This is a genomic window from Haloarcula sp. H-hyl2 (assembly GCF_056934385.1).
The window spans coordinates 110,536-133,713 of the sequence record NZ_JBRIIJ010000005.1; the positions used below are offsets into that span (position 1 = coordinate 110,536).

Below are 23,178 nucleotides of genomic sequence, written 5' to 3' on the forward strand. Positions count from 1 at the left end.
GATATCAACTTATCCAATAAGCCAGCACACCTTTTGGTTCACTCAACCATCGTTTCGCCAGCCAGATTGTGAGTGGAAACCCTGTTACTATCTGTCGGGATTACAGCGGAAACAGTGGTGTGATCCTGTTGGTCAGTAGCCCTTTGATGCCGGCGCGGGTAGGGCGGATATGTCGTTCAGTGTCAGTTGGCACACGTTGTTGGAGGCGGCCGATGATCTCCCAGCGGATGCAGTACTGGTGACGCCACGCTCAGAAGCGGCATTCCGCATTACCGACACGCAGGAACATCGGATCATCATCGACTACGTCGAGAAAGACGAGACACGGCCACTCCAGCGCGAGCAATTCGAGACGCTGTTTCGCCGGGTTAGCGATGAGCCCACCCAATCGTTCGACCTTGACCGATTGCCTCCTGATGCTGAACCGTTTGCTGCAGTCTGGTCGCTGCACCCGCGTATGGAAGTGGATGACGACGCCGGCGTTATCCGCCAGACCGACCTCGAAACCACGACACAGGTGGCTACAACCGGCGGCGACGATGAGGACATCGAGCGCGAGGAGCCAGAACTCCAAGTCTACAGTGATGCGCTACTACTCACTGACGCGTTGGAGCGCCACGATATGACCGACCCAGCCACTATCGAGACGGATGCACTGGTTGATCTCTATACGATGCTATCGGATGTCCAGCGCAGTGCTGACGACCTTCGGAAACAGATTGCAGACGTGCTGTTGAGTCGATTGCATCACGACCAGCCGGTCAGTGGACAGTTCGGTTCCGTCCAGCGGACCGCCCGACGCCAACGCTCGCTCAAAGACGAGGAAACGGTCGTGAATGCATTGGAGGCCGCTGGCGTTGACCGAGAACGCGTCACCAGCCTCGACCGTGACAAAGTCGATGACGCCTTAGAGGTAACCGAACTCGCAGAATCGGACCTCTACGAGCTCGACACGACGGAGTATGTCCGGAAAGCCGATGTCGACGAGGCGACCAAGGAAACCCAACTCCAGGGACTGAAAGACCGTCTCGCAGCCAGTGATGCTGCGGATGAGGATGTTGAACAGTTACAGGACGAAATCACAGAGCTCGAAGATCGGATTGAAGAACTCACGTCATTCAAATCTGGGACGTCCTATCACACCTTCTCAACTGGTGGATAGCTCTCTCTGGACCAGGTTTTCCTTCTCCAGACGACTCAATTTGGGGGCTCGTATCCCGTTATGACCCTCAATTTGACTAGCCCTTGTCAGGTACCCCGTGCAAGACTTAGAGCGTAAGTCAACAGTCGGTGGCCGTTGGTTCCACACCGAGCCGGATGAATCAGTCGCTCAGTGCGCCTGATTACTCCTTGATATCATACCGACAAGTCTCGGTAGCCCCACACTCGGGACACTGATCTGTCTCGGAATCGACCGTGGTGCCGCACTGTCGGCACTCGATTACCACTACTGTCCTGTCACCGGGCAGTAGACGAACGAAGGCCCCACGGATACCCATATCTCGGGCTACCGCTGGCAGGTGTAAAACAATGAGGGACTATCCTCAGGTAATACAAACTGTGTCCACACGGAGCTACTCCGCCGAAGATTTACCTGTGAGAGTGGCGAATTTCCCGTTGGAAGGGTTGTCACACGCTCCCCTTCCCCCTTTGATATGAACAGTGACGCCTCGAAGCTTGGTCGGTGTCCGGAGTGTGGCGAGCGGATTTCCGAAGCGTGGCTGTTAATCAAGTACAAGACGAGCGACGGTAAGACGCGTATTTGGGCCGAGTGTCCCGCCTGCGAGACGGTCGTGAATCCAGAGTGACGAACGACTTGTTCTACCCGTGTATCGACACTCACGCTCTGTTGGATGCCTGTATTAACCAATCCAACCACCTTTTCGAAGGACAACTCTATGCGAGATTCGCGCGTTGCATCTTGCACAGCTCTCTGAACACATCTCCGAACTGGTAGGATTCTCCCGGCCACTACGCGAGCAAATCGAACCAGATTTCCCCGAATTACACTCGAAACGCGGTGTGTCCTCAGTGACGAAGGGGACCGAAGAATCCCAGCCTTCGCGGTTTCGGCGCGACCGCGCCCGGTTGTGCGTTGACTTGCGGACTCGAAGCAATATGAACACGAACCCCTATATCGGTGTGTTCATATTCAGTTGTCAGTGGTGGTTCTTAACTGGAATTCTTTCTTCTATATGATAGGTATACCGTCCTGAGCAGTGATATGAAGGCTCCAGCTATGCGAGAAACTAGGATTCCCGATGTTGTGTTCACGAATATGCCCGACGAGATTCCGGTTTCGGACAGGCGGCGAAAACGAGTACTGCGATCACGCTGTCGAAGGTAGGAGTGAGTTCTACGGTTGTAATCGGTCTGATGCCATGTCCTACGCCTGTGAACACGTGCCTGCATTCGTGAGCGCCGTCTAGACAGTCCTCAACCGAAGAGATATGATTACAGACCAGAAGCAGCAGACCGGCCAAGAATTTCCGATTCGGGGGCTGCAGTTCCACATCGAAGAAAATATCTCCATCAAGAAGAGTGATACTAAACAATAACCGGCAGGTACCACTGCCGGGAGAGTGGTGTAGATACTGGGATACGTGCTGTCTAAACCGGGAGAAACTGTGCGAATCCTACCCGATACTTCTCGTCGTCATCATCGTCCCCGTCGAGGCAAGCAAAAGCGAGCTTGTCCTCACCACAGTCGTCGCGGTTCAGTCCATCCTGGCCGGGGAGGTCGATGCGTGGGAGGTGAGTATCGAGCGAGGATTTCGTCGTGTCACGTTCGATGACGTCGCCGGGAGACGGACCGGGTTCTCCCTATCCTGACCGGGAGAGTTCGCGGATCTCGATGTCCTCGGAAGTCATATGGTCGGTCGTGTAGTCGAGGAGTGTTTCCGTCGAAACACTTGATTGTTCCACTTCTCCAATCCCTTCGCTGTATTGCGGTTTTGATTTATTGATAGACTTTTTATGATTAAGACATCCCATAGAATACTTATCTGCCATATTGGGTGTGTTGTTTAGACTTTTGTCCCAAGCTATTTACCTTTTTGTCCAGTAGTACCGAGTATGACTGAGAACGACAAAGTAACGATCAAACCTCACCCAGATGAACACGAAATCCAGATCACCTTCACTGGACTAACCCTAGAGCAGATCGAGGATCACCAAGAAAAGTACAACTTCTCGTCCCGAGCTGAAACAATACGTCACTTCATGCAGCTCGGCATGAACAGCATGGTTCAAAATGATCCTAGAAATCAACAAGAAAACGATACGGAGGGTTCTGCTTTACTCTTTCGTGATTTGATTCCAGAAGGCAAAGAAAATGCTATAAATATGAAAGACGAGTTAATGGAGAAAATCGAAAAGGAAATTCCTGACATTATTACAAAAGATCCTAAAATACAACGAGATGGATGGGAGGTCTACAAATGAAGGGAAAGCCAGAATCTCATGTCGAACTTAAAATCCCAAGGGATTATCTCGATGTATTTTTAGATAAACACAATTATGAACCAGAAACAGCGAGAAACTTTGAGAAAGCATGGAACCACTTAGATGATTTCATAGAACTTGAGGGAATTGACTTTGAAGAGGTTAATGAACAAACAGTTCTTGATTTCTGTTCTTATCTAAAAAACCTAGACATTTCTGAAAGATATTCTGAACAGATAATAAGGAATCTATCTAGACTTGTTACATGGCATATTAAGAGAGGCAATGTAGACTATGATCCCTTTTCTATGGCTCTTGATACCGATCCATTTTCTTATGATAACAATACAGTTAAACGAGAAGTGCCTCTAGAAGATCTTCGAGATGGAGTCCAAAGCATAAAATTCCCGACGACGTTGGTGTATGTTCTTTTACTTCTAAAAACAGGCTTGAGAAAGGCTGAAGCTGCTAATCTAGATCACAGTGCAATCCACCTTGACCATCCTATAAAAAAGATCATGCCTACTCCTCGTGAAGAAATTGCAGACAAACCTGACACACTGTATGTTGATTCATCTATTTCTGAAGGAGAAGTACACAACGGTGAACTCAGGAATTGTGGAAACAAACCAGAATCATACCGAGCTATACCTATCGATAATGAACTAAAGCAAACTTTTGTCTGGTATATTGGGATGAGTCCACCATCAGATTCACCAGCAGAACCTCTATTCCGGCAAAATACACAGTCTCTTGGAAAGAGATACTATCACAACAGTTTGTCTAGATTGTTTACTGAATGGTCTCGTTCAAATGGATGGCACCATGAGAACCGATCTGATAACGTTTCTCCTCATTGGTGTAGACACTGGTTCACTACGATCCTCAGAAGACGGATCGATCAAAGTGAGATAAAGATGGGTACTGTAGAAGACTATATACGTGGTTTACGAGGCGACTCCAGTGATGATGTTATCGACATTTACACACATAACTGGGGTGACAATGAATGGATGAGAGATGCCTATCTTGATAACATTCCTAAGTTGTTAATATAGAAATTACGGAATATTACCGTTGTAACTCAGAAATTACGTTCATAATCACTATACGGCAAGAGGTAAATTATAATAGTAATATGACAGAGACTGAACGTATAACTCTCACTATAAGGATTGACCAATTTGAGACTCTAGAAGAAATGGCCGAGTCCGATGATCCTCGTTGGGACTCGAAGTCTGAAGCTGCTCGATTTCTCTTGGATCGAGCTGATGAAGCCGAGGAGATGGAGGTAGAGATTCAACGGCTAAAGAAAGAGAAAGAGGCTTTAGTCGGCCAATACCAGGAGTCTCAAGAATTAGAAAAGCAAGATGATGAACCTAGTGTTGATGACGAGACGTTCATAGATCGAGTGAGATGGTTAATTCGAGGATCATCCTAGATCGCGCACGCAAGAATTAGATGTCTCTGGAACCCTATTGTCTCTGAGGCGGTCGTCATCGACAGCCTCCATCGCCACCACTGGCCTCCTCGATCAGCACTGCGGCGACGAGAGCTGGGCTGATGACGCTCTCAGTGTGGCTCGCTTCCCCGTTGATCCGGCTCCAGACCGGCTTCGATGGGTCGCCCTTCGGTTACTGTCCTGGTCAGTCCCTAGACCGACTGGGCCTCAGTCGATTATGGACTCGACCCCTGAAACAGGGTGCCATGTCCTCCAGTCACCTGGATGACGACGATCATTACCGAGGGCTTTGCAGTAGTTGCTGATTCGGTTGCGAGAACTGCTGAAGAGCGGGGTGCGTCTTCGGGTCTGTTCAACATCGACGGTATCATCTGGAGAGAGCGATTGCTGACTACCGGCCAAGAACCCCCGACGAGGAGTGTTCTGGCAGTCTTGCCAGTAGCCAGTGGCGTCCTGACTCGGGCCGATCAGCCCGAGTCAGCAGCCAAGTCCAGCTCTACCCGTCTGGGATTGGGCCGAGAAACTGCCGGAACAGGGCGGTCGGGAGGACAGGAGTGCTTCCGACCGCCCGAGCGGACGTGAGGAGCAGGTTCGTCAACAGCCACAGGTTGTAGAGTGTTACCGAAAACAGAAAGTAGAACAACCGGACAGAGAACGTCGGCGACGTGTTCCGCGGGAGAAACTCGGTGATCTTCCGGTAGGAGGTTTTGATCCCCCACCGACGAAGATACGCCTCGGCGAGTGGCTCCGCGAACTCGACATCGTCGGTGTCGAGTTCGCGGGTCGTCACCAGACAGAAGTGGTCATCTTCGCGTGTACGATGGGGAACAACGACGAGTCGCACCGTAACGCGACACGTCGGCGGATTCTTCCGCCGCATCTCGTACTCTGTGATGAATGTATCCTCGTCGTGTTCCTCGATTCGTCGCTTGACACCGCGGTTTGTTGGGGCACGCATCACCAGATCAACGTTTAGCTCATCGAAAAGCTTCACAAGATTCACGCGGTAGAGTTCGCGGTCACAGTAGACGTGGTTGATCTGGACGTACTCGCGGGCTGTGGAGACGAGTTGGCGGATTGCAGTCGCCAACTCGTCGGTGCCACCGTCTTCGAGGATCGTCCAATCGAGCGTGAAGCGTGCCGGGGGACTCACAATACAGATGGTGGCAAACTTGTAGGCAAGATTCGTTCCTTGATCAGGGTTCGTGTTCGCTACTTTCGGTGTCTCTTCGTCACCGTAGAACAGCCGGTCGTGGACATCGATAGCAACGTCGACAGGCTTCTCAAAAACACGGCTGCGCGCAGCGTGAGTGAAAATTGCGTCGCGGACGGCACCGAACTGGTCGTCGATGCCGTCCGCTGAGAGGGCACGAAGATTGTACAGGAGTGCCCGCGCAAGCGGGTTCCGTGCTGTGGACTCGATGGAAACATCGTCGCCTCGGGCGAGTTGGTACACTTTCGCTCCGGCGTTGGCGAACTCGTTGTCGAAAGCGATACGAGAGAGGACTGGCTGGAAGTCCTCTCTCGTGTAGGTAGCATTCGACGCGACACCAAAATCAAGTTCAGGAAACAACAGAGACGCCGCTGCTGAAGTAACCTGCTTTGCTTCAGTTGTCTCAACCATATCGGCACAACGGACCGAAATTTATCGTCAGTTTCCCTACTTCAGCAACTACTGTTTGGCCCCTTCCCGCCGACCTCGACGTAAATCGAGGCCGACGAGGGACCACAGTCCTCTAGTTATCGTTGATCTTCTCGTCTAGCTGAAGCAGGATTGTCGGTATCGACTATCTGCCAGACTATGGAGATGTACCGATGCGAAGATAGTAAATGGCACCGTCGAGACGACGATTACTAGAAGAGAACGGTCCATAGAGCCATTGTAGCGGCCTGTGACGACGAGTACGTTGATTTTTCCACCACCGCCGATATGGGATCAGATGACTCTGAGAGGCGTAAAACGGACACCGAGGGCCTGGAATCCCCGTTGAACAAGGAGGTGAGATCTATGAGTGCTACCTACACTGATCATGAAGAGGTCACAATACTTGAGGGTAACGAGGATGGCGATTCCTTTAAAAAGGTTGTTAGAACTACCCGAGAGGAAGATGGTGAGACCGTTGAATATGTCTCTATCAAAAGCGGTCGAGTCGAACTTGTCGAGACTGTTGATGGTGATGAAGTTCTGGCTCGACGAGTGACGGACTCTACTATAGTAGTCGTTAGAATTATTTGCTATGAAGTTATTGTAGTAGCTAGTGGAACACCTCGACGAGGTCTCCATCGAAGAGCTGCAAGATGCTCTCGACAACGTGGAGGGAAAGAAGCCAACTGAACGGTTGTTAGCGGCTATTGCGTACAAGAACGGTGTCGCGAAAGATGAGCTAGCCGAGTGGCACGGCGTTCACCAGAAAACAATCTACAATTGGCTCAAGCGGCTCGACACCGACGAGCCGCTTGAGCACGCTGTCTCTAATACTCGTCGTTCTGGAAGAAATCGAAAACTTTCAGAATCACAGCAACAAGAGTTCGAAGAAACCGTTCACGACCCACCCAAAGAAGTTGGGATCGACGCGCCGGCGTGGACGCCGGCGCTCGTCCGGCAGTTTCTCGAGGAAACGTACGGCGTTGAGTACTCACTCCCGAGCTGCCGAAGGTTGCTGAAAGAAGCAGGGTTGAGTTATCAGAAACCACGCCGTTCAGCCGCTGAAGCTGATGAAGACGAGCAAGAGGAGTTCCACGATGAGTTCAAAAAAAGCAGCGGGAGATGGACGCCACCGTAGTCTGTATCGACCAAACCAAGAAATCCGTGCAAGTTGAGCCGCGTGCCGCGTGGTTTCCCCGCGGCACGCGGCCCTCCGTCGAACTATCCGGACAGCGCGATTGGACGTGTTTGCTGGGCGCGATCACCGAGGACGGTGATCGCTTTTTCTCCCGATTCGAAGAGTACGTGACCGCTGAACACGCGAAACATTTCATACTTGCATTATGTGAAGAGTTCGAAGATGACTTACTCGTCGTGCTGGACGGAGCGCCGTACTTCCAGGCGTCGGCCGTCACGGACCTGGCGGCCCGTGACGACCTCGCCTTCGTCACGCTTCCACCATACTCACCGGAATTAAACCCGGTCGAGGAGTGCTGGAGACAGCTCCAAACCGCTCTGAGCAACCGCTTTTTCGACTCGCTCGACGAATTGACAACGGCAATCGACACCGCTCTCCAACAACTGTCGATCCCCGAAATACGCAATTACTTCTAACTAGTACTATAGTATTGGTTCACCAGATTATCTCGGTGAGCTTGCTGACGCCCTGAATGAGTTGAGCAGTAAAATCAATAACAACAAATCAGCACAATTCGGTGAGCCAAACACTTTTTACTCTCCTCAACTCACGATTGTGTAATGTCAGACGCGGAATCTCCGACCGAGATCACCTTCTCGAAGAAGGTCGACACCGACGGACGCATGGTAGTGCCACAAGAACACCGACAGGCGCTCACCATCGACGGTCGTGAAGCACTAGTTGAGTTTACCGCGAAGAAAGTAACCTACCTCGACGAAGACGACGGGGGTGACGCCTAGAGCTGACGCTGGGTGCGTCGAGTTCGGGGCAGATTAAGGGCTGCCCCGCACCGTCTAGGTAGACTACCTTGGCCCGGTACGTCCACCTAGGACTCGTCGTCCTGGGTATTAGGGTCTTATTGTCCCCGACTCCACAGGTCGTTTCTCCTGAAATTGGCAGTGATGAGCTGTGAGCGTTGAGAATTTTGACGGGAACGGCCTTGCTGACCAGCCTTCTATCATCTACGGCTTCGACGATACTGCGAATACCGATGGTCTTCCTGACGTAGCTCATTGGGATACATAGTATCTCGTCAGACATCTCATTCCGGAAATTCCCGGAAATTCTGGCGTTTCACTTCCGCTACGGTCGGAATACACTAACAAGCACTCGCGGAATACACGCTGATATGTCTTCGATTCCGCTTGGTCGGGCCTGCGGCCTCTGTGGTGAACAGGTCATCTTGAGTATCGAGCCCCAACGGGGCGTGTTCAGTGACGACCTCACGGCGCTATTCAAAACGAATCCGGGGACGGAGTTGAAGGTCGAGGCGCACTGCGGCTGTCGCACTCCACGACGAGCGTTGTTCAAATCCCTCCGGTGACCCCTCAGCCTTCAGCACCCCGCTACCCCCCCGCTCAGCCGCGGCGGGCGGGCAGGATCAGATATAGTCCGCCCCGTGCTGCCACCGCACCGCGACCATTTGGCCGGAACCTTCTCAAACCATGAGATCATGTAAGTTGTTCAAACGGGCGTCGGAGTTTACTCTAAACTGCGACGTTCGCACCCGAACCACCGACCACCGTTGAAACATATCGACGACAAACACCGACGTAACGAATCACCACGTTCAACACACGCGACGGCCGCGCCTGTACCTGGCTGAAACCCGAACAGGTCAACCGATTCCGAGACGTATGCCACACTGACACCTTCTGCCTACTCCGGCGATACCTTCGGGACCGCTGGAAAGACACCGAGGTCCTGTTTCCCACCCGCTCAAGCGACCCCCTCACCACTCGGTCGCTCCAGCGCCTCGTCGAAAAGATTGCGACCGAGGCTGACGTCCGGCCCCAGGTCGGCGGCGGTATCGGTGAACCCGACGACGTCGTCGCCGTCCTCGAGGGTGCGGGTTGTCACGAGCCAACCGACGCGGAGCTTCGTGCGTTAGGTATCGAGCCCGAGGCGGTCCGGTCCCTGGGTGAGGCTCTCCCTGAGACTCTGGAGTAACTGCGAGCGCCACAACGACGGTCCGCTACCAAGCTGTCCAAATAGCCCAGGCCAGTTCCTGATGATCTTCACGATCGCCAATGGTCTCACCCAGCCAGTGTCGTGTCTCGTCGACGTGATGCACTCGGCCAGCTCTGGCGGTGGGTCATCGCCCACCTCCGACGGGGCCATACTCTGGTAGTCCAGAAAACTTATTCCGGCCCTGCCTACACTCATTGAGTGGGTCCCGGTTCCCGCTTCGCAGTCCCCTCCCACACGCCCCAAGCGTACCCGGGGCCCGATTGCCCACCCGTTTCAGTGCCGACCGCGGGTCTGACATGGTGCCCCGCGGGTCGGCGATTCCTCTTTGGGTTTCTTGGACCGGCAGGCACGACTGGACTATCACTGCTGCCCTCCTTGTGCCGGACAGTCGGTTTCGAGATGTAAGGCCAGCGAGACCTGTTCGGGTAGGGGAGTGTTACAGTACGGTCTCGCTCTCGTGCATCCGGACCTGGAGCTCGTCGATCCCGTCGATGTCCGGGACTGGGGCCCGACACGTTCGAGGACGACGGTTACCATCAGCGGGCACCTTCATGGCCGGGAATCGCAGTACAGCACTCGATATCGGCCGACGGTTTATCACCCAATCGTCCGACTCGCTTGGTGGGGCCCTGTTTGATCCCTTGCTCACTCCCGAGCATTGACCCATCAATTGCCCCAGGGCCCCGTTTTCCAAGTGCAGCCCACTGCCGTGCAGCCGTGCCAGCACAGCTGGAAATCGCGGTACAGCGATCGATATCGGGCCACTGTTTATCGGGCTGCCGTGTGGCGAATGCACTGGGGTACTGGACGACTGTGCGTTCTCTCCTGAGCGTGCGTGCATCACTCAGTTCGGTGCCCCAGTTCTGGCTCAGTAGACTGACCGAGTGCGGCGGCACTGTCTGGACTGCAGTGTCAGATTCCGTCGTCGTGATGCAACAGTCACATCTACAGCCGACAGCTTAGGGAACGGTGCCGGCGTAGCAGGTTGGCTTTGTCCGGCACGATTGTCAGAGGCGCGTGACGACTGGCCCCGTCGCCTGGATTGATGGGACCAGTTATTGTACAGAGACGGTTGAGGCTTCGTTTCACGGTTACAGTTATGCTGGATTTCGACGTAGCTACACGTAGTGGTCCAGTCCCCACGCCTTCGATGGCGGTTCATCTCTGACAGCGTCCATATGCTGGGTCCCGGTTCTTTCTTGCAGAGTACCGACTGCGCTGGCTTATCGCCGATCACCACCGTCGGCGACGATCTTCCGCACCGTTTCGTCATTGAGATCCGCTGTCGAGGACCGGCGAACATCCTGATCCTGGGCGAGTAGTTCCCGCTCGAAGCTAGTCGAGGTTCCTGGCGAATCGCTAGAAACGAATAGAATGAAGTAAACAAATAAAACGAACAAAACGAATAAAACGAGCCCGGTGGACGCATTCTTCGGGACGAAATGATTGAGGACAGACTGGCTGAATTTGCGCTGTACGGTTTTAACGAACGTAACGAGCGTAATGAATTCAATGACTGGATTGATAATAACGAGTACATTTTCTTCAACGAGCGAAACGAACACTTGGTTTTAATATCGTAGTAATCATCCCTTCGAGTGAAACACTCTCACTGAATCAAACGAATAGAACGATAATAACGAGCGTAACGAAACAATTGAGAGAGAAACAAGAGATATGGCCGACAACACTACTGGACGAATCACCGTAGCAAATCAGAAGGGTGGCGCGGGAAAAACGACTGATGTTATTCACGCTGGCGGGGCACTGGCCGCCAGGGGCTATGATGTCCTCTTAGTCGATATCGACTATCATGGGGGGCTCACCTGCTCGCTTGGTTACGATGATCTGTACTACGATACCGACCGCACAACGCTGTTCGACGTGCTCGACTTCGATCAGATGGAGTCCGTGAACGACATCATCATCGAGCATGAGGAGTTTAACATTCTTCCTGCGAGCGAGAAACTCGCGAATAACAAAAACATACAGACGCTGCTTGAGGCACCAAAGAGCAGAGAACGGCTGGGGATGACGCTGGACAAACTCGACAGAGACTACGACTACATCATGGTCGATACGCCACCATCCCTAAACGTCCTCACGGATAACGCCCTTGTCGCAACCGGTAACGTGGTTATCCCCGTCATTCCCGAGAAACTCAACGCCAATAGCCTCCAGATTTTCGCCAAGCAACTGGGATCGCTCGAACCTGCGTACGGCGACATCAACCGTCTTGCAATCGTATGCAACCGCGTTGAGCAAAATTCAGAGCACCGGAACACTATCGAGGAAATCAAATCGGCATACTCTCTCCCCGTCTTCGAAATCCCGAAGCGTACTGACCTCTCCCAATCAATTGGGGAGGGTGTGTCTATCTTCGACTTCAGGAAGGAGAACAAACGTGTCGAGGATGCGCGTGACCTTTTCGACGGGATTGCCGATCTCTTTGACGAGACGTTTGAGAAGACCAGTCCCGAGGAGGTCAAAGCATGACCGACGGCTGGGGGGACGCGTCCGGTATCGAAGGTAACTATGAAGACGACGATGAAGCTGATTCCAGCGACACCAGTGAAGTAACTGAAGCGAAGGAGACTAGCTCGTCAACTGAGACTCCCGGCTCGAATACAGAAGAAACGAACAAAACGAGTGGAACGAAGAAAACGAAATCTAATATTAAGGACGAATGGAACGGTCGGACGATCTATATCCCGGATAACATCCTCGACGACATGGAGGATACGTATCTGGAATCTCAGTTAAAGCTTAGAAAGGCGGGTCAGGATGAATTCAAAAAGAATCGCCATTTCTATCCACTATTGGTACAGTTCGGCGTCGAAGCTCTCTCAGATGCGGATGTTGATGAAATTCAAAATCGCTTGTCTCGGTTAAATAGCGAATAATCCGGAGGGACGGAGGGAGTGGACTCAATCGCTGGCCTCAAATGCGTCTGCAAGTTTCGTGGCCATTGCTTGGCGACGTCGGCGACGCCGATCTGCCTCTGAGAGATACTGTTCCCAGACGACAGTGCCCGACTGTGCACCCTGTTCGTCGGCAATCTCGTCCATCTCAGCGCGGATGTCGACCATCGCCCTAGAGTACGTCGAGTACCAGAACCGCCGGGCTGTCCGCGGCGTCGCGACTTTCCCATCGACGCGGACGCCCGCGCGCTCGGCCAGACGTTTGAATCGATTCGTGATGGTATCAGAATGGACCGACTCGCTAGGATCGACCGGCGAGGGAAACAGGTAGCCCTGCCAGGTATCCTGACCGGCCAGATGGTCGACGTGGTCGAAGACAGTGTGCACGCCGTAGTGGATCGCAACAGTACCAGGGCCGTTTTTGCGCTCTTCAAACGCAATGTGTGGGTCGTCTCCGTCGAGGGCAAATTGAGAAATGTGGAGTTGAGCGACCTCAGAGGGCCGCAATCCCCATCCTGGGAGCGCTGTCACGAGTAGCTCTTTACCGGGTGTTTCGACCACTTCGAGAAGTTTCCTGACGTCGTCTGCGGTCAGTGACTGGTTGTCAGCGTCAGGGCGCTCCCAGCCATACTCGGATTCGATGTCGTCGAGTGGGTTAAACGCGAGGTAGCCTTCGTCGGTCAGCCAGCTATACACCGGACGGACATCGGCGACGTACGTGAGTCGTGATTGGTCACTCCCGAGGGTGTCGGCGATCTCGTCGAGGACGGCGCGGCTTCGTCGCCGTTCAGCTGGCTTCTGATCCATCTCAGCGGCTTGCTTGAGGAGTGCATCCGTCCCGTGTTGCTGGCGATAGGTGTCCACCCACGTGTGAAACCGAGAGCGCCGGGACGCGAGCGTCGAGTTGGCCAGCAGCTCCCGGTCCTCACGACGCGAAAAGTAGGCGTCGACGGCTGATTCGGTCGGGTCGTGTTCGATACCGCAGCGACGGGTATTGTCATCGGCTTCGTCGTCCTTGATGCCGACATCTTTGTTGATGAACTCGGTGAACGTCCGGTCGTGATGTTCTCGGAGCGTATAGCGGATTCCAGAATACCCGTGGTTCCGAAGCCACGCCGCTGTCGGATAGGATTGATTTGAGTCGGGTGAGTTGGCCGCAAATTCTGGGTGGATCTGGTCAGTATAGTACTCGACGAGTTCGTCAAGTGATTGCTGGCTCCAGTTGTGCTGTTGCTCACTCATATTCGACCCCATCGTTTCCGCTGTAACGAACCGGCTCGCTGTCTCTGTGGGGTAATCTAAGCGGTTGCGTTTCCATGGGTACCGGTGGTCTTCAGTTCACTTGACTTTTTTGGACAGTTGGTTGTAGCCGGACATACAACCAAATTGTGTAATTACCGATCGACAATGCTCGAACATCTGTATATCGTATGTCGCTATATAAACTCGGTTGGCCGCGGTCCACGTTTTCGGGATCTCGATTTCTACCAACCACTAGCTTGGTGATACTTTGATTGGACAGCAGTACCGTGTGACGAGACAGCTATGAATTCGATAAGAATCTGGAACAGTCGATTTGACGACTAATGTGACGACTTGAAACCGCTCGCTGCCGCGCTCGAAGCTACGATGAGTTCTAACCGATTGACGGCAGTCGATGACGACGCCCCCGCGCTCGCGGGGGCGATCGTCTATCACGCTGGGGAAGTCTGTGAATCAGTGGATCATCTCTGGCGTGTCCTTGGAGAGGTATCGATTCCAGCTGACGGTCTCACCGACGACCGCCAGCAACACAAGGTCGCAAACGGCACTGAACCGATGGCTCGGGTGTATCTCTATCAGGAGATCTACGACCTCGCCCAGAGCGAGGTCGCAGATCGCCTCGAAAACCGACCATCACTCCTGAAGACACTTGATTTGGAGAAGGCACCGTCCCAGCAATCACTCTCGTACGCGTGGCAGCAGTTCAGCAAACAAACCAAACGGACGCTCAACGCCGCAGCTACGGGTATCGCACAAGAAGCCGTTGACCGTGGCGTCGTGTTGGAAGCACGGGTTCCGATCATTCCTGACGAGGACGATATCGAAGAAGACGGCGGTGAATCGACGGTAACACGCGAGCACGTTCGAAAGCAGGGGACCAAGATCGTCGAGCTCGCCCGAAGGCACGCCTTCGGCGAGTTCGACTCTCACAGAGCCGATAACAGAGTCTACGAGGACGAACAGATCCTCGATCTGTTCGCCTCGGCATGCCTCACCCAAGGAAGCGCCCATTCTGAAGGCGAAGCTGGCTGGTTTCTCGACGAGAACGACACCTGTGATGATTCGACGTTCCTCCGTGTGATTAAGCAGTTCGCAATGTCGGCTGATCAGGAGGTCTCTATCCCACTCCAAGAGCAACAAATCGAGGATATCGTCGCGTTCACCGAGGTGTTCCGCGAGTATCTCATGGACGCGTTCGATACTGCCACCGAGAACATCCTCCAGACGACACGTTACGAAGATCCATTCGACGACCGCCACGTCGTGGCGGCCGTCGATTTCACGCACGTCCCCTATCACGTCTGGCCGTGGATCGACAAGGACGAACAGATTCCGAAGTCGACGTACCCGCCAATGGTGAGCGGGTACGTCGACGACGGTGAGTTGAAACACGGCTACACGTTCGCGACGATCACAATCGTCGGGAACGACGTTCCGATCATCCTTGGGATTGAGGGCGTCAAGGAACATTCAGACTGGGAACCAGTCGACGCCCCAGCTGACTCGAAAGCAGACGCGGTTGGGCGTCTGCTTTCGAGAGCCCAGCAGTACGTCGATCTGGACGAGATCCTGCTGGATCGTGGATTCTACGCCAGAAACGTCCGTGCAGAGATTAACAGTCGTGGCTTGCTGTACACAATGCCAGTACCGAAGTACGAGCCGGATTACGAGGCCATTGAGAAAATCGAGAGCAAAGACGGGGTAGACGCGGCCGTCAACCACGACGTCCCCGTCTATCCCGACGGGGACGTCGATCATACTGCAGAATATCTGTACGTTCCAGCCACCAGTGACGACGCTGAAGGCAAGTACGCCGTATTCGTGACCAACCGCGATCACGTCGATCCCGACGAGATCGCTCACGTGACGAACAGCTATAGCCGTCGCTGGGACATCGAAAACCAGTACAAGTCGGTGAAAGCGTACCTCCCCAAGACCTCCTCAACAGACTACCGAGTGCGGTTGTTCAACTTCACGTTCGCAGCGTTACTGTACAATCTGTGGCGGCTTACCGACTTTCTGGTGAAAGTCGGCGTAGAGCGAAAAATCAGGTCGCCGCCAGTCGTGACCGCTAGGACGTTCGTCCGGGCGGTCGGCCACTCCCTCCGAAAGGCCGGCTGAGAAGGTGAACTGTATCTGTTGCTCGCTGCGGCAAGCCGCAGGACTCGCGGTCTGAGCACGATATCGGCTGTTCTCTTCCAATCGATCCGTGACTACTCGCCAACCGGCAACCGATGCATTGTATCTCCGCGAGAACATCTCAAACTGCGTCTGATTCGACTACTATTCGTTTGTAGACGCTCTACATCCCGAAAACGTGAAGAGTTAGACCTTCTCAATACATAGAATCTCTCCGGCGACCTTCGAGACAGTATTCGCAATCCTCGGGTGCGTCTCCTGCTACCGATCTGCTTCGACGACGGTTAATTTGACCTGATGTACTCCTTTCAGCGGCCGAATCCGAGCTAGTAACTCTTCGATACATTCACCGGTCCCGTCAACGGCGATCGACTCTAGACAGAGCTGGTCGCTGAGATGAACGTGATGCACTGCGATGATGGTCTCGGTGAAGTCGTGTTGCAGTTCGGTCATCTTGTCGGTCACTCCGCTGTGGTCATGATCGTAGAGAACAACTACAGTGCCGCTGAGACGCCCCGAGAGATCGGTTTGATGATTGAACTCTGTGACGAACGCGCGGAGCGCATCTCTAGTCGCCTCGGACCGACTGTCGTACTCGCCGGCTTCGACTACCCCGTCCAATTCGGAGAGGAGACTCGGAGAGAGTGTGGCGCTCATCCGGTCGACGTCTTGGTTCATGATTCCGTGTTTTTCCAGCAGTCGTTTAATCGTTGGTAGCTACGATTCCGAAGCAGTATCACATTAGATAGTATTACGATTGAGAAGAAAAGTATTATTATATCCTTGGATATCAGTGGGAGTACGTATGCATATTCCTGACGGCTTCCTCGACCCGTGGGTGGCGGGCCTCTTCTGGCTCAGCTCCGGTGTCATGATCGGTATAGCAGTCAGACGCGCTCGTGGCGAACTTGGCGACGAACGAACGCCACTGCTCGGAGTCGTGGCAGCAGGTATTTTCGCTGCACAGATGTTGAACTGGCCGATTCCGGGTGGAACCAGTGCCCACTTCGTCGGTGGTGCGTTCGCCGGGATTCTGCTGGGTCCGTATCTCGGAGTCCTCGCGATGACCGCCGTCGTGACGATTCAGGCACTCGTATTCGGCGACGGCGGCATCATCGCGCTCGGTGGGAACCTCTTCGCAATGGCTGTCGTCGACGTCTTGATAGGCTATGCCCTCTTTCGGGTACTTCGAGGCGTCCGCGAGACCGGTGCCGCATTCGTTGCCGGGTGGGGAGCGGTCACCGTCTCGGCACTCGTGGTCGGCGTTGGCGTCGGGCTTTCGTCGGCATTCGCCTACGAACTGAGTGTGGCCGTGCCGATCATGGTCGTGGGCCACGCGCTGTTGGGCCTCATTGAAGGTGCAATTACGGCAGCCGTCTACGGCTACGTCACGGACGCACGGCCGGACCTCGTCCTGGGCTGCTTTGAGGACGATGAGCTGTCTCCGGAGGTGGGTCTGTGAACGCCCTCATGTCTGATTCATGGGGACGGCAGGCGCTCCTCGTGCTGCTAGTGCTTGTTGTCCTAGCGCCCGTGTTCGGCTGGGCGTCCGGCGCTGTCGGATACGCCGAACCACTCGAAAACGCCGCAGAAGAGACTGGAGCGTCTGACGCGGCTGAACTCATCAATCCCGGACTGCTGCCGGACTATTCCGTTCCGGGGCTCAGTTCACTGCTCGGAACACTCGTCTCGGCCGCCGTTGGGACGGCACTCACACTGGCGGTTGCAATCGGGATCGGTCGCTTCCTCGAACAGTGACCGGCGTCGTCGGGCGCTCGGTCGAATCGATCACCTGTACCCTTCGGAGATTCTTCTCCGCTGAACAGGTCGCCGCAAACGACGGATTCCTCCAGCGACGCGATCCCCGAGTATCGCTGTGTTCTATTGCCGGCCTCGCGCTGGCGGTGATGATTACGCGAACTCTAGCGGTGACGCTCTTCTTCTGTGTCGTGACGGTCTTACTGGCACGGCTATCAACCGTTCCATTGCGCCGGTTGCTCGCACGTTCATCGGTTGTCCCACTCGTGTCCGCCTGTATTATCCTACCACAGGCCGTGTTACTTCCAGGTGACCCGATCGTACAGGTATTCGGTCTTGCCGTCACCAACGCTGGGATCATGTACGTCGTGCTGTTCACACTCCGCGTCGGCGTTGGGGTCGCACTTTTGTCGCTACTCGTGATGACGACGCCCTTCTCGGCGGTGGTTGCCGCGATGCGGGAACTGCGTGTCCCGGTTGCGCTGGTGTGGGTCGTCGCCGTCACCTACCGGTACCTGTTCCTGTTTTTCGACGAGTTGCAGCAACTGCTGGTGGCGCGAAACAGTCGCACGACCGGACGCTCGAGTCTCCGTGGCGGGTGGCGTGATGCTAAGCGGCTCGTGGGGACATTCCTGTTACGGACGTTGGATCGTGGCGAACGAGTCGGCCGCGGGATGCGAGCTCGTGGGGGTACCCGACTACCGTCACCATACGGTCAATCACGGACTATCGACAGGGGCGACTACACACTGGTCGCGCTCACAGTCGTCGCTGTCGTCGGCTCGGGGGTGGTCCGATGGGGCCTGTGATCGAGGCCCAGGAACTGATACACGAGTATCCAGACGGGACGACGGCTCTTCGAGACGTGACGTTCTCTATCGAAGAGGGTGAACGGGTCGCGGTCGTCGGCGCGAATGGGTCAGGCAAGAGTACGTTACAACTCGTACTCGGTGGGCTCGTCGATCCGACCGCCGGCACAGTGGAGTACTTCGGTGAGACAGCCGACGCTGAAGCCGTCAGGGACCAACTCGGCGTGCTTCTCCAGGACCCAGACGACTATTTATTCAACACAACGGTCCGCGAGGACATCGAATACGGACCGGCACAACTCGGAATGTCGCAGCAGGCAGCGAAGCAGCAGGTAGCGCAACTCGCTGCTGATCTCGGACTGGACGACTTGTTGGACCGCCCACCATTCCACCTGTCAGGAGGCGAGAAGCAACGCGCAGCGGTTGCGAGCGTCCTCGCATTTAAGCCGGAGGTTCTCTTGCTTGACGAACCATTCGGTGCCGTCGATGCCCACTACCGAGAACGCATCCTCGACCTAGTAACCGACCACGAGGGGACTGTAATGCTGTTCACGCCGTCGCTGGGCGTCGTGCCTGAGATCGCCGACCGAGTAATCGTCGTTGGACCGGATGGTTCGATGGTCGCAGACGAGTCTGTTCGAAGCGTTCTGACAGACAGCACGTTGCTAAGAGAGAATGGCCTCCAGCCGCCAGCGACGGTGCAACTGTTCGAGGGGATTCTCGAAGCCAATGATATCCCACTGACTGTCGCAGACGCACGAGATTATCTTCTGGACGAGATGCAGTAGAACCGATCTGTACCTGCTTACACGTGATCGGCTCTGTTGAAATCCTCGGAGGGTTACAGGTTCACATAGTAGTCTGATCGTATGGAAGTCCTCCCGAAGTCGCGGTTGCTCCAGTTCGTTGAGCAGGCGTACCACTTGGCTCGGCGAGCTGTTGCCCGCTACTCCTCAAAGTTCTCGAAACGTCGCTACACACTCCACCAACACATCGTCTTGCTCTGCCTCAAAGTTCGGAAGAATACGACGTACCGGATGCTTCTTGACGAACTCATCGAGATGCCCCGGATTCGAAGAGCCATCGATCTTGAGGAACTCCCGTCGCCCTCAACGCTATGCAAAGCGTTCAACCGACTCGATATGGCAGTCTGGCGTGTTCTTCTTAATCTCTCAGTTTCGCTTCTCCCAACCAACGGTGTCGTCGGGATCGACGCTTCCGGGTTCGACCGCAGTCATGCCTCGAAGCACTACACGAAGCGAACGAAGTTGACAATTTAGCAGTTGAAAGTCACGCTTCTCGTGGACACGAGGGTGAATGCTATCCTTGACGTACACGTGACGACAACACGAAAACACGACTCGAAGATCGCGCCGTCGCTCATCAAGCGGAATACCGATTATGTAGCGGTTCTCCTCGGCGACAAAGGATACGATGACCAGAACATTCGCACGTTAGCCCGTGAAACTGGTGTTCGACCGCTCATCAAGCACCGCGAGTTCTCGTCTCTTCACAAAGCGTGGAATGCCCGGTTGGATGCCGATCTTTACGGTCAGCGCAGTCAGAACGAGACGGTGAACTCTCGCCTTAAACGGAAGTACGGTGCGCTCGTCCGCTCACGGTACTGGTGGAAGCAGTTCCGTGAACTCGTTGTCGGCTGTCTCACTCATAACATCGACAAGGCACTCTGAACGTTAGATATAGAGGGTGTACCTCACAGGCGGGTGAGAAACTCACTGATCTCCGTCAGTAACGGTGTGACCGATACAGAGATCTCTTCTATTGGAGAGAAAACCCGGGTTCAAAATACATACATTGATACTGGACACATTACGACTAATGGAAGAAGATACGACGCCCCGAGAGAAGGATAAACACGGGGCTGACTGGTATCGGACGCTCGTTGAGGAGGTAAATGATCTCGCAACAGTCGTTGATTCCGACGGGACGATAACCTACGTCAGTCCGGCTGTCACACGGGTGCTCGGCTACGACCCCGACGACTTGATTGGTCATGAAGGATACGAGTTTGTCCATCCCGAGGACCGAGAACGAAACGCCGACGCGCTGGAGACAGTACTCTCGGACCCATCTGAATCCGAGACTGTCGAGGTCCGATTCCGCCACGCCGACGGCTCTTGGCGCTGGATCGAATCCACAATTCGGAATCGACTTGACGACGACATCATCGATGGGATCCTCCTTAGCAGTCGGGATATCACGGAGCGAAAGGAGTACGAGGCCGAAGCCCGGGAACTTGCCGAAGAGTACGAAGCCCTGTTGAACAACGTCGAGGATGCCATCTTTCTCATCAACGTCGAAAAACGAGAGGAGAGTGTCCGATTTGAATTCGAACGCCTCAGTCCCTCCTACGAGCGGCAAACCGGAATTACGACAGAGGACGTACAGGGCCAGACACCGCGTGATGTGTTCGGCGAGGAGCAGGGGGCAGAGTTAGAAGCGAACTACCACCGCTGTGTCAACGTTGGCGAGCCTATCTCGTATCAAGAGGAGCTCCGGGTAGATGAGGGAGCACGTTTCTGGCAGACGAAACTCGCGCCGGTGGTCAATGACGGTGAAATCACGCGCCTGATTGGGGTCACTCGGAACGTGACTGAACGCGTCGAACGAGAGCGACAATTACGTCAGCAGAACGAGCGCCTCGAAGAGTTTGCAAGTGTTGTTTCCCACGATTTGCGGAACCCGCTCAACGTCGCATAAGGTCGTGCAACGCTCCTCGACGAGCAGGTCGAAAGTGATCATCTCAAGCCACTTGTCCGAGCGCTCGACCGGATGGAGGCAATCGTTGAGGACACGTTGACGCTTGCTCGTCAGGGCGACACGATTAGCGAAACCGAGTCGGTCAGCCTGACTGACCTCGTCGGGAAGTGCTGGGGGACAGTAGACACGGAGGACGCAAATATCGAGATCGTCGATGAGATGACTTTCGAAGGTGATCCTGATCGGCTACGGCACGTGTTCGAGAACTTGTTCCGCAACGCTGTTGAACACGGCGGGTCCGACGTGACCGTCCGTGTGGGTTGTCACGATGAACAGGGAATCTACGTTGAAGATGATGGGTCAGGAATTCCAGTCGAAAAGCGCGACGAAGTGTGTAAGCCCGGCCATTCGTCAGCACGGGGTGGGACTGGTTTCGGGTTGACCATCGTAAAACGGATTGTGGAAGCCCATGGCTGGGAGTTATCTATAACCGATGGAACCGATGGTGGAGCGCGGTTTGAGATTGAGATGGCGAAGCAGAAAGACTTCGCGTGAGTGCGTAGACACTGTCTGTCACCTATGCATCGAACAGTGCGGTAGTAAATCGATGGTAGCGTGTATGAGGTGCTCGCCAGCAGGATCCCTAAAACCTATCACCGACTGAGGGTTTCAACAAGGCCACGTGATCGATGTCATCGACAGAGCCCTCACGATCAAATGTCTTACCGACTATCGCACAGTCGCAGCACGTCGAGTGGCCTGTATACGGGTCGACCCCGCTATATGATCGGAGTGCAGTATCTGCTCTACAATCGGATATTCGAACCGTCGCCAGAGTCCGGTTCGATCACGACGCCCACGGATCGATTGCGGAGTTCGTCTTTCAGACCCGCTGGAATATGTCGACTTCGGACCCCACGACGAGTATTCTGGTTTCCACACGATATTAGATACGCAGTTGTGCGGTTATTTTTGCTCAAAGAAGTTCATGGCCGGGACCACGAAACGGCACTCTTGACGCTCCTCCAACAGCGACCGGTACTTCGGCGATAACTCGGTTTTGAGCGTATACCGAATCAATCGACGGTATGACATCCTCCGCGCCGTGAACGGCGCGGTTCCCCGAGCGTTGGGATATTATGGTTCGCGGCTCACCTGTTCTTGTGGGGCTACTCGCCCCGTAGATTTGTCGAACAGGCGCACCACCGGCTGTGCCATCCAGCCGTTATCCCTATCTCCTCCGTCACAGGCGAGATTCGGGAGTATCTTCTGTCGGATATTTTCGGTTCCGTTCACGTCAGCATTGGCGACCATCCCACACTCGTCGCAGACGTACAGGCCACGCTCGACGCGCTGGCTGTCGTCGGTTGTCCCTCGGATGCACAGGACTTGGACGTATCACCCTCATCCACGCGCTCAACAGAAATGCCGTTTCAGCGGCTTTGTATTCCAGCATTTCGGTGAACCTGTCGAACGCCCATCCATGCAGGTCGAGGTTGCCGTGGTCGCCCCAGTTGGCGTCCTCGCGGATACCAGTCAAGTCGCCCACGGCATTTTCCGACGTTGCGAGCGGCACACTCGGCTACTATATCCGTCGAGATGGCGTGGAAGAAGTGTGTCCGGCGCTCGTCGCGCTTCCGGTCTAACTTTCATCGAGAAAATGGGCACAAGCCCACCGCTCAGCTAGCTGCCTTTCCCAGCTATGGTCCACGTCATGCTTTGTACTGCTTTTCCGAAAAAATACCCGACGATCAACCAGAGAACTGCAGTATCGGGTCCCTGAGTCAACAATCCAAGTATTCCTCCGAGAACTCCGAATAAGACTCCCTGATATAGAATTGCAGATT

At 54.4% G+C, this 23,178-nt stretch carries 23 protein-coding genes and 2 pseudogenes; 19 read left to right on the forward strand and 6 right to left on the reverse strand.

All coding sequences use genetic code 11. The features are described 5' to 3' along the window. Window positions 1-169: 169 nt before the first annotated feature. From Hhyl2_RS20565 to Hhyl2_RS20590, 6 genes are all read left to right on the forward strand, one after another. Window positions 170-1,162 carry a DUF7983 family protein gene (locus Hhyl2_RS20565; protein WP_483552668.1) on the forward strand — a complete coding sequence of 331 codons (993 nt, stop codon included), beginning with the start codon at window positions 170-172 and terminating at the stop codon, window positions 1,160-1,162. 493 nt (window positions 1,163-1,655) lie between these two features. Further along, the gene (locus Hhyl2_RS20570; protein WP_483552669.1) at window positions 1,656-1,808 is read left to right on the forward strand and encodes a DUF7837 family putative zinc-binding protein; all 153 of its coding nucleotides are present in this window, start codon (window positions 1,656-1,658) and stop codon (window positions 1,806-1,808) included. Window positions 1,809-2,261: 453 nt separating this feature from the next. Further along, the gene (locus tag Hhyl2_RS20575) at window positions 2,262-2,429 is read left to right on the forward strand and encodes a DUF7692 domain-containing protein (protein ID WP_483552670.1); all 168 of its coding nucleotides are present in this window, start codon (window positions 2,262-2,264) and stop codon (window positions 2,427-2,429) included. 646 nt (window positions 2,430-3,075) lie between these two features. Beyond that, on the forward strand, window positions 3,076-3,444 hold the full coding sequence (locus tag Hhyl2_RS20580; protein ID WP_483552671.1) for a hypothetical protein: 369 nt from the start codon (window positions 3,076-3,078) through the stop codon (window positions 3,442-3,444). Then, window positions 3,441-4,502 carry a tyrosine-type recombinase/integrase gene (locus Hhyl2_RS20585; RefSeq protein ID WP_483552672.1) on the forward strand — a complete coding sequence of 354 codons (1,062 nt, stop codon included), beginning with the start codon at window positions 3,441-3,443 and terminating at the stop codon, window positions 4,500-4,502. Before Hhyl2_RS20580 ends, Hhyl2_RS20585 begins: the two co-directional genes overlap by 4 nt. A gap of 80 nt (window positions 4,503-4,582) precedes the next feature. Continuing rightward, window positions 4,583-4,885, forward strand: a complete 303-nt coding sequence (locus tag Hhyl2_RS20590; RefSeq protein WP_483552673.1) for a hypothetical protein — start codon at window positions 4,583-4,585, stop codon at window positions 4,883-4,885. 517 nt (window positions 4,886-5,402) lie between these two features. Here the strand turns inward: Hhyl2_RS20590 and Hhyl2_RS20595 are convergent. Further along, complete coding sequence (locus Hhyl2_RS20595) at window positions 5,403-6,530, reverse strand: transposase (protein WP_483552674.1); 1,128 nt, start codon at window positions 6,528-6,530, stop codon at window positions 5,403-5,405. A 384-nt stretch (window positions 6,531-6,914) separates the two neighbouring features. Between Hhyl2_RS20595 and Hhyl2_RS20600 the strand changes: the two genes are divergently transcribed. The 3 genes from Hhyl2_RS20600 to Hhyl2_RS20610 all read left to right on the forward strand — a co-directional run bounded on the left by Hhyl2_RS20600 (window position 6,915) and on the right by Hhyl2_RS20610 (window position 8,489). After that, window positions 6,915-7,241, forward strand: coding sequence for a hypothetical protein (locus Hhyl2_RS20600; protein WP_483552675.1), 327 nt, complete (start codon window positions 6,915-6,917; stop codon window positions 7,239-7,241). Continuing rightward, window positions 7,165-8,165, forward strand: a protein-coding gene (locus Hhyl2_RS20605; protein WP_483552676.1) for an IS630 family transposase whose coding sequence is annotated in 2 segments (ribosomal slippage) — window positions 7,165-7,654 and window positions 7,654-8,165 — 1,002 coding nt in all. Because the reading frame shifts where the segments join, the coding sequence is not laid out codon by codon here. The genes Hhyl2_RS20600 and Hhyl2_RS20605 overlap by 77 nt, the downstream gene beginning before the upstream one ends. 144 nt (window positions 8,166-8,309) lie before the next feature. Then, a complete protein-coding gene (locus Hhyl2_RS20610) occupies window positions 8,310-8,489 on the forward strand; it encodes a hypothetical protein (protein ID WP_483552677.1) in 180 nt (59 codons plus the stop codon). Between the two features lie 979 nt (window positions 8,490-9,468). On the opposite strand, the gene Hhyl2_RS20615 is transcribed toward Hhyl2_RS20610, so the two are convergent. Both Hhyl2_RS20615 and Hhyl2_RS20620 read right to left on the reverse strand, forming a co-directional pair. Beyond that, window positions 9,469-9,609, reverse strand: a complete 141-nt coding sequence (locus tag Hhyl2_RS20615; protein WP_483552678.1) for a hypothetical protein — start codon at window positions 9,607-9,609, stop codon at window positions 9,469-9,471. Window positions 9,610-10,943: 1,334 nt separating this feature from the next. Then, window positions 10,944-11,285: a DUF8069 family protein gene (locus Hhyl2_RS20620; RefSeq protein ID WP_483552679.1), complete on the reverse strand. Its 342-nt coding sequence runs from the start codon at window positions 11,283-11,285 to the stop codon at window positions 10,944-10,946. 112 nt (window positions 11,286-11,397) lie between these two features. Between Hhyl2_RS20620 and Hhyl2_RS20625 the strand changes: the two genes are divergently transcribed. Both Hhyl2_RS20625 and Hhyl2_RS20630 read left to right on the forward strand, forming a co-directional pair. After that, window positions 11,398-12,216 carry a ParA family protein gene (locus Hhyl2_RS20625; RefSeq protein ID WP_483552680.1) on the forward strand — a complete coding sequence of 273 codons (819 nt, stop codon included), beginning with the start codon at window positions 11,398-11,400 and terminating at the stop codon, window positions 12,214-12,216. Next, complete coding sequence (locus Hhyl2_RS20630; RefSeq protein ID WP_483552681.1) at window positions 12,213-12,623, forward strand: DUF8160 family protein; 411 nt, start codon at window positions 12,213-12,215, stop codon at window positions 12,621-12,623. The genes Hhyl2_RS20625 and Hhyl2_RS20630 overlap by 4 nt, the downstream gene beginning before the upstream one ends. A gap of 24 nt (window positions 12,624-12,647) precedes the next feature. On the opposite strand, the gene Hhyl2_RS20635 is transcribed toward Hhyl2_RS20630, so the two are convergent. Then, the gene (locus tag Hhyl2_RS20635; RefSeq protein ID WP_483552682.1) at window positions 12,648-13,883 is read right to left on the reverse strand and encodes a site-specific integrase; all 1,236 of its coding nucleotides are present in this window, start codon (window positions 13,881-13,883) and stop codon (window positions 12,648-12,650) included. A gap of 387 nt (window positions 13,884-14,270) precedes the next feature. Here Hhyl2_RS20635 and Hhyl2_RS20640 point away from each other — a divergent pair, with 387 nt between their 5' ends. Next, window positions 14,271-16,025, forward strand: a complete 1,755-nt coding sequence (locus tag Hhyl2_RS20640; protein WP_483552683.1) for a transposase — start codon at window positions 14,271-14,273, stop codon at window positions 16,023-16,025. Between the two features lie 279 nt (window positions 16,026-16,304). Here Hhyl2_RS20640 and Hhyl2_RS20645 read toward each other — a convergent pair whose 3' ends face one another. Then, a complete protein-coding gene (locus Hhyl2_RS20645; RefSeq protein ID WP_483552684.1) occupies window positions 16,305-16,721 on the reverse strand; it encodes a CopG family ribbon-helix-helix protein in 417 nt (138 codons plus the stop codon). A gap of 127 nt (window positions 16,722-16,848) precedes the next feature. Between Hhyl2_RS20645 and Hhyl2_RS20650 the strand changes: the two genes are divergently transcribed. The 7 genes and pseudogenes from Hhyl2_RS20650 to Hhyl2_RS20680 all read left to right on the forward strand — a co-directional run bounded on the left by Hhyl2_RS20650 (window position 16,849) and on the right by Hhyl2_RS20680 (window position 21,886). Next, window positions 16,849-17,505: an energy-coupling factor ABC transporter permease gene (locus Hhyl2_RS20650; protein WP_483552685.1), complete on the forward strand. Its 657-nt coding sequence runs from the start codon at window positions 16,849-16,851 to the stop codon at window positions 17,503-17,505. Beyond that, complete coding sequence (locus Hhyl2_RS20655; RefSeq protein WP_483552686.1) at window positions 17,502-17,801, forward strand: PDGLE domain-containing protein; 300 nt, start codon at window positions 17,502-17,504, stop codon at window positions 17,799-17,801. Before Hhyl2_RS20650 ends, Hhyl2_RS20655 begins: the two co-directional genes overlap by 4 nt. Continuing rightward, entirely contained in the window at window positions 17,798-18,610 is an 813-nt protein-coding gene (gene cbiQ / locus Hhyl2_RS20660) for a cobalt ECF transporter T component CbiQ (protein WP_483552687.1), read from the forward strand. The genes Hhyl2_RS20655 and cbiQ overlap by 4 nt, the downstream gene beginning before the upstream one ends. After that, entirely contained in the window at window positions 18,598-19,398 is an 801-nt protein-coding gene (locus tag Hhyl2_RS20665; protein WP_483552688.1) for an energy-coupling factor ABC transporter ATP-binding protein, read from the forward strand. The genes cbiQ and Hhyl2_RS20665 overlap by 13 nt, the downstream gene beginning before the upstream one ends. An 81-nt stretch (window positions 19,399-19,479) precedes the next feature. Further along, window positions 19,480-20,301, forward strand: a pseudogene (locus Hhyl2_RS20670) (IS5 family transposase). A gap of 148 nt (window positions 20,302-20,449) precedes the next feature. Further along, window positions 20,450-21,331 (forward strand): PAS domain S-box protein, encoded by an 882-nt coding sequence (locus tag Hhyl2_RS20675; protein WP_483552689.1) that lies wholly within the window; start codon window positions 20,450-20,452, stop codon window positions 21,329-21,331. A gap of 72 nt (window positions 21,332-21,403) precedes the next feature. Then, complete coding sequence (locus Hhyl2_RS20680; protein ID WP_483552690.1) at window positions 21,404-21,886, forward strand: sensor histidine kinase; 483 nt, start codon at window positions 21,404-21,406, stop codon at window positions 21,884-21,886. Between the two features lie 582 nt (window positions 21,887-22,468). On the opposite strand, the pseudogene Hhyl2_RS20685 reads toward Hhyl2_RS20680, so the two are convergent. Next, window positions 22,469-22,980 (reverse strand): annotated as a pseudogene (locus Hhyl2_RS20685) (RNA-guided endonuclease TnpB family protein); the annotation flags it as partial. Between the last annotated feature and the right edge of the window lie 198 nt (window positions 22,981-23,178).

Coding starts and splice junctions, on each gene's coding strand:
- Hhyl2_RS20565 (WP_483552668.1), top strand. CDS start 170: ATGTCGTTCAGTGTCAGTTGGCACACGTTGTTGGAGGCGGCCGATGAT.
- Hhyl2_RS20570 (WP_483552669.1), top strand. CDS start 1,656: ATGAACAGTGACGCCTCGAAGCTTGGTCGGTGTCCGGAGTGTGGCGAG.
- Hhyl2_RS20575 (WP_483552670.1), top strand. CDS start 2,262: ATGTTGTGTTCACGAATATGCCCGACGAGATTCCGGTTTCGGACAGGC.
- Hhyl2_RS20580 (WP_483552671.1), top strand. CDS start 3,076: ATGACTGAGAACGACAAAGTAACGATCAAACCTCACCCAGATGAACAC.
- Hhyl2_RS20585 (WP_483552672.1), top strand. CDS start 3,441: ATGAAGGGAAAGCCAGAATCTCATGTCGAACTTAAAATCCCAAGGGAT.
- Hhyl2_RS20590 (WP_483552673.1), top strand. CDS start 4,583: ATGACAGAGACTGAACGTATAACTCTCACTATAAGGATTGACCAATTT.
- Hhyl2_RS20595 (WP_483552674.1), bottom strand. CDS start 6,530: ATGGTTGAGACAACTGAAGCAAAGCAGGTTACTTCAGCAGCGGCGTCT.
- Hhyl2_RS20600 (WP_483552675.1), top strand. CDS start 6,915: ATGAGTGCTACCTACACTGATCATGAAGAGGTCACAATACTTGAGGGT.
- Hhyl2_RS20610 (WP_483552677.1), top strand. CDS start 8,310: ATGTCAGACGCGGAATCTCCGACCGAGATCACCTTCTCGAAGAAGGTC.
- Hhyl2_RS20625 (WP_483552680.1), top strand. CDS start 11,398: ATGGCCGACAACACTACTGGACGAATCACCGTAGCAAATCAGAAGGGT.
- Hhyl2_RS20630 (WP_483552681.1), top strand. CDS start 12,213: ATGACCGACGGCTGGGGGGACGCGTCCGGTATCGAAGGTAACTATGAA.
- Hhyl2_RS20635 (WP_483552682.1), bottom strand. CDS start 13,883: ATGAGTGAGCAACAGCACAACTGGAGCCAGCAATCACTTGACGAACTC.
- Hhyl2_RS20640 (WP_483552683.1), top strand. CDS start 14,271: ATGAGTTCTAACCGATTGACGGCAGTCGATGACGACGCCCCCGCGCTC.
- Hhyl2_RS20645 (WP_483552684.1), bottom strand. CDS start 16,721: ATGAACCAAGACGTCGACCGGATGAGCGCCACACTCTCTCCGAGTCTC.
- Hhyl2_RS20650 (WP_483552685.1), top strand. CDS start 16,849: ATGCATATTCCTGACGGCTTCCTCGACCCGTGGGTGGCGGGCCTCTTC.
- Hhyl2_RS20665 (WP_483552688.1), top strand. CDS start 18,598: ATGGGGCCTGTGATCGAGGCCCAGGAACTGATACACGAGTATCCAGAC.
- Hhyl2_RS20675 (WP_483552689.1), top strand. CDS start 20,450: ATGGAAGAAGATACGACGCCCCGAGAGAAGGATAAACACGGGGCTGAC.
- Hhyl2_RS20680 (WP_483552690.1), top strand. CDS start 21,404: ATGGAGGCAATCGTTGAGGACACGTTGACGCTTGCTCGTCAGGGCGAC.